Annotated in this window: 1 protein-coding gene; it reads right to left on the bottom strand. The window is 36.4% G+C overall.

Translation table 11 applies throughout. The features are described 5' to 3' along the window. A partial coding sequence (locus tag EII29_RS12195) for an autotransporter domain-containing protein (RefSeq protein WP_158612524.1) occupies nt 1–6,093 on the bottom strand: 6,093 nt, incomplete at both ends.

Raw genomic sequence — 6,093 nt, 5'->3', positions numbered from 1 at the left:
AAGGAACTTTCTATGCATATCACTTCTCGATACATAACCTTCTCCAGATATCGTCCAATTAAGACTTCCATTATGGTCAAATGCTTTTGATTTAAAGACCCCTATTTTCAGCATTGTAGTATTTTCTTTAGATCTACCTATATCTTTAAAACTAAATCTGTTATGTACCGCTCCTGCATACCAACCTGTACTGTTTCCAAGTTTTATCGTTTCATCTTCATGTACATAAGCCACTCCGTATGCATTACTTGTATAGTCTATTACTCCTGCCGTATCAGTCTTATACTCATCTCTTATTCCGAATGTCTTTATTTTATTCGACTGTTTGGATTTATTATCCCATTCCTTCTTCAAATGAGTAAATTCTTTATCTAGAAGTCTTCCCGTTCCGTATATTCTTTGTTGTGTATTTGCATATTGATGTCCCATCATTTCGTCATAAGCCTGTGTAAGTAATACTTGTTCATTTTTTCCTATGCTGTTCAATTTATTGAATAACTGTTTTTCTCTTGTCCCTATTGCTTCCACTCCGTATCTCTGCTCAAGTCCGTCTGCAAAATTCCAAGCATTTTCAGTTTTTGCTACAAAGTCCGTATAAGGTATTTTTGCCATTATTGCTTCTTCAGGGAATCCGCTTGCTCCTTCTATAGGTTGTACTGTCCATGTAAGAGACCCTGATATCGCATTCAATTTACCTCCCGTTCCTCCACCAAGTGACTGGTAAGGTGCTATATAAGGTGTTATTATATTTTTACCTATTTTTATAGCTTTACTATTTGACAGTTCTGCTGCTTCACTCCCTATTATCAAATCATTATCAGTATTCGGAACAAAGCCGTCCACCCAATTTATAGGATTTGTTCTTCCAAGTGTATCTATATAAATACCTACATTTGAAAATGCAAAGTTTCCTGTCTTAGGATTTGGTCCCGGTGTCAAATCATGAAGTGGAACAACTTTACCGTCTATTGTTGCTACTCCTGATGGAGATATTATCGTGCTTCCTGCTATCGAAGGTTGTGAACCTGCTCCCGATTCATCCACATAAGCATTGGCTCCATTTCTTGTATTTACTCCTGCTCCTGCCATACTTGCATCTGTTATCGGATTCCCGTTTGCATCTTTACCATTTTTATTTCTTATTCCTACTGAACCTGTTCCTGATATATTTATCGTACCATAGTTCTTTATTATACCGCCTTTTATATATATCCCATAGGAATTATCCATATCAATATCTATTGTTCCTCTGTTTTCAAGTGTTGCTCCGTTCAATACTGCTACTCCATATGAAGCCTCTTTATTCGCATCTCCTGAATATCTTCCTGAGATTATTGTTCCTGCATTCACTCCATATGCTCCATTATTCAGATACATTCCATAAGCACCTTTCAATTCTCCTGCAGATATTAAATTTATTGTTCCATGGTTTTCAGCCACTGTTCCTATACCTTCTGCAAACATTCCTATTCCGTAATTACCTGTTACATTTATTACTGAACTATTATAAATTTTCCCGCCTTTCTGTGCTGCCATTCCTATTGCATAGTATTTATTTTTTATGTCTGACTGTCCTACTGTTATACTTCCACCATTGTGATTTACTGAACCGTTGTTTGAAGCATAAGCTCCAACACTTCCTGTACTGTTTCCAAAGTTTACATTTCCTGTATTATTTATTACTGCTCCATTTGTTGCATAAAATCCTGTACTGCTTATACCTGTTGAATTTACATTTGTTGCACTGTTTACTGCTCCGTTTGCACCGGATTTATACAGATATACACTTCTTGTTCCCATGCTGAAATTAGAACCTGCATTGCCTGTATAATTATTTATTCCATTACTTAATATTGCAAACCCGAATGAATTATCTCCTACTGTTATATTTGGAGAATTATTTACTATTGATACATTATCATCTCCATATACTGCTACTGCCGAATTTCCGGTACTGATTCCTCCGCTTACTGTAAGTGACCCTTTTTTCTTATATATTCCAAGACCTTCTTCTCCTACAGCTATATTTCCACTACTTAAAACTCCTCCCAATGTTTCCGATAATATTCCCAAACCTCTCATTCCTGCTATTATATTTCCTTGATGGTTTATATTACCGTTCTTAGTAAATATACCTATACTTGGATTATTTCTGTCTGCTGAATTACCTAATGTTATTGTCCCTCCGTTATTTATAGCTACCAACACTCCAGGACCATATTGAGCATTTGCTCCATAATTATGAATCCCTATAGACTTATCTCCCATTAAAGTTATATTTTTATTATTTATTACATTTGAATCTGTAAATATTCCCTTTCCTGTTGTACCTCCTACAGTTTCTATACTTCCTCCTCCGGAATCCAGTTCTGTGCCTTCAAGGTAATATCCTATTCCATTACTTCCTATTTTTATTATGGAACCGTCATCGTTTACTTTTGCCATTGAACCGTTTCTGTATACTCCTTTGGAGTATACTCCTATTCCTCCTGCAGCAGATGATACATCTATTGAAGAACCGTTTCCTAAATATATTCTTGAAGAATTCGATGCATTTATCAATGTTCCTGCACTATTTTGAGCCAAATCCACAGCAAGTATTCCTATTGCCGATTTTGATGTACCGTTTGAAACTATGCTACCGTTATGTCTTAACTCTATGGATTGATTCCCGTATGTAGGTATTCCCAATGGAGGATTTTCAGTTACTCCAAGATAGTTTATTCCTGCTATTCCTACACCGCCGTTTCCTATTGTTATAGTTCCGTCATTTTTTGCAACAGAACCGTTTGCGGATATTATTGCCGTTGAATCATCTCCTGTAGTATTTAATACACTGTTATTTATTATTTCTGCAAATTCTCCTACTATTCCTGCCATTTCTTTTCCTGTCAAGTTTATAGTTCCGTTATTTGTAAGTATTACATCATTTCTGTTCGGTGATTGTGTGTTCTTTTGTGCTATGGCTACTTTGGATTTTCCTACAAGTTTTGCCGGCGCTGTCAATATTCCCGAACCTGTTATCGATTTTCCGGCTTCCACCGTTATACTTGACGATGAAAATTCTGAATTTAAATATGCATCCGCCACATTATCAAGATTGGAGTGGACATCTACCGTCAAAGGTACCCTTGAAGCTTTATAAGGTATGTATTGTCCCGGTGTTCCATTTATTACTATTCCCGGTACGCTTCCGCCTGAACCGGCTCTAAGAGATGATACTTTTTCCCCTCCGACATTACCGCCATTTCCTTCAGCTATCAGGAATGTTGACCCGTTTGCCAGATTAACTGTAAGAGTTCCTGTTGAAGCTGATGATCTTATATTTTCCAATGGACTTCCGGCTCCTGCTTTAACATAAAATGCCGTTCCGCCGGTTCCAATATGTGCAGTTGCATTTCCTGTCAGTAAAAGTTGAGAATGATTTCCCGGTATTCCTTCTCCATAGAACATAAGTCCCCCATTTCCTACTTTTAATGTTGTTCCATTCAGAGTTATATCGGAACCTCCGTTTGCATAAAGAGCAACGGAACCTGTTCCTTGAGCTTCGACTGTTCCTGCACCCAATATTGTTTCAGCAAGTCTGTTTCCAACTGCGGAAGCATAAATGGCTATTGCTTTTTCTCCGTTTACTTTTACTGAACCTCCTGTCATTGAGTATACAGAACCATTATTATATATTCCTGCTGTTCTTTTACCTGTTACACTTATATTTCCTGAGCTTGTTCCCATACTTTTTTTATTACTTGCATTAATACCGTTTATTACCATTCCTATTGAATCATCTGACCCTGATATTGTTAAATCTCCTGCACTTTCAGCATTACCTCCTTGATAAGCCATGAGTCCTATTACATTCTGACCGCCTGCATTTACAGTTACGGTACCTGTATTTTTCACTTTAGGAGCTATAGCATCTGCATGATTTATAGAACCGTTTGCGAGTAACACTATATTGAACCTTTTATCTGCTGAGCTCGCATTTCCTGGTGTTACTGTCAGATTTTTATGAACATCTATCCCGTATCTGTCTGTTCTGAACAACACTCCCCCATCTGCTGTTCCTGTAAAATCTATACTTTTAACATGTGTATCCCGTATTACAAAATCTTTTTGAGCCAGTGCCTGTGCTGCAGCAGAATAACCACCTTTCATATAATCGGATTTTCTTAGGAATCCTACATTTTCCCTTCCGCCGACTAATATATTTAAGTTAAATATATTTCCTATCGGATCATCAACTGTTCTTCCAGTATTATCTAAATTTGTTCCTTTTTCCTTCTGATAATCATATACTCTCTTATGTCCTTCACCTACTTTTACATCACCTTCAGTTGAACCGACCTGTGTCGTTTCCGTATAAGGATTTGTAACAGGTAAAAGTCCCGCTCCTCTTATCAGCTTGGATATGGAAATTCCGGTATTATAACTTCCTTCTAATGTAACTTTACCTCCATCTCCGTTTATAATTGTTTCATCATAATATATTGCCTCAGTATCAGGATTTCTATTTGACCCCGGTTTATAAATATTTGGGGCAAAAACATTCGGAACCCTTATTCCGTAACTTCCTCTTGTTGTTCCTCCTGCAGATATTCCTTCACTTGTAACATTAATATTTCCTACTTTCATATATACATTTAACGAGCCTTTGTTATCCCATGCTTTCTGCTTTACTGCATTTGCTCCTATTTGCGCTGTAGGATGAAAATGAAACTCGGAAAAATCCATACCGATACTGTCTATACTTTTAACAGTAATTGTTCCATTATTTTGCATTTCACTTGCCCATGGTTTATATGTTATTTTAGGATAAGATATACCATTTCTCTTACCTACTTCATTCCCATCATTTGGTTGATATTGTGCATAATCTTCAACCATTGCAGTCATACCAATCAAATATATCCCTAATTGAGCTGCATTTTTGGCATCTTCTCTTTCAAGATTAATTTCTCCGTTATTTTTAAATATTGAAGGATGAGCTCCCGCTGTTTGATACTCTACTCCCACTGTCATATGTGGTTTTCCAGTCGATAGTGAATTTTCAAGAGATCTTCCATATAAGTTCAATTTTCCGTTAAAATTAACTACTAACGGATCATAAAATGAATAAACAGTATTTCCATTTACACTTATAAACCTTAAAGTATTTCTTGGTACTTTACCTCTTTCATTAGGATTTGTTGTTGCATTTTTTAAGGTCCAATTTCCTGTTAATGTAGTTTCTAAAACATTACCGGGTTTAACATCTTTTGTCGGTTGTTGATATTGTGTAAAACTGAATACCGTTTGAGGAGATGAGGCAATAGCAGGATTTCTATAAGCTGCATTTCCTTTATAAGCTGCATATACTCCAGCAGAATTTGCAATAACATTCCCTGGAACAGGTGTCGCAGCTGATGGATCAGGGTTTGATTGTGTCCAGTTCCATGTTCCTACTACTGTTCCTGTTCCTGTACTACTTCTTCCCTGATTTTCTTTTTTTCCATCCCATGTGAATGAATTATCCACATTAAATCCTGTATCAGTAACTAATACAGTCGTTCCTGCAGCATTTGCATTTGCATTTGCATTATTTATGATGACATTCGGTTCCGCATAAAATGATATTCCTTGCATGTCTTGTGCAAATCCTATTGATACTTCATCAAGTGCAGGAGGATCAAATACATTCGGATTAATATCCGGCAATGTAGTAGGTGTAAAAGTTACTGTTGTCACATCAGGAATAGTAAATTTTACATTAGGGTTTACTATTACAGGATTAATATTTAAGTTTGGCAATGGAGGAGTACTTATATTTATAACAGGTTCTATTATAAACGGAACTCCTGCATCTTTTACTTTCCTAGTGGTTACAAGTCCATAATTAAGTCCATTTCTTTTATTACTTAAAGAAGATAAAGGATCTGTACTTAACTGTAACCTGTCATAAACAACACTGTCAGGTGAAACATTTCTTTCCCACCATTCTCCTCTTTTAAATACTCCTTCATAAGGATATTTTTCTTTTTTATCTCCTCTTCCTTTATATGCTCCTCTCCAGTTACTGTAAAAATAGTTCATTCCAAATTGCCATGAACTCCATGG

Source organism: Leptotrichia sp. OH3620_COT-345, assembly GCF_003932895.1.
Taxonomy (GTDB): Bacteria; Fusobacteriota; Fusobacteriia; order Fusobacteriales; family Leptotrichiaceae; genus Pseudoleptotrichia.
Note: the sequence above shows the minus strand (reverse complement) of the source record. Positions and strands in the feature narration are given on the sequence as shown.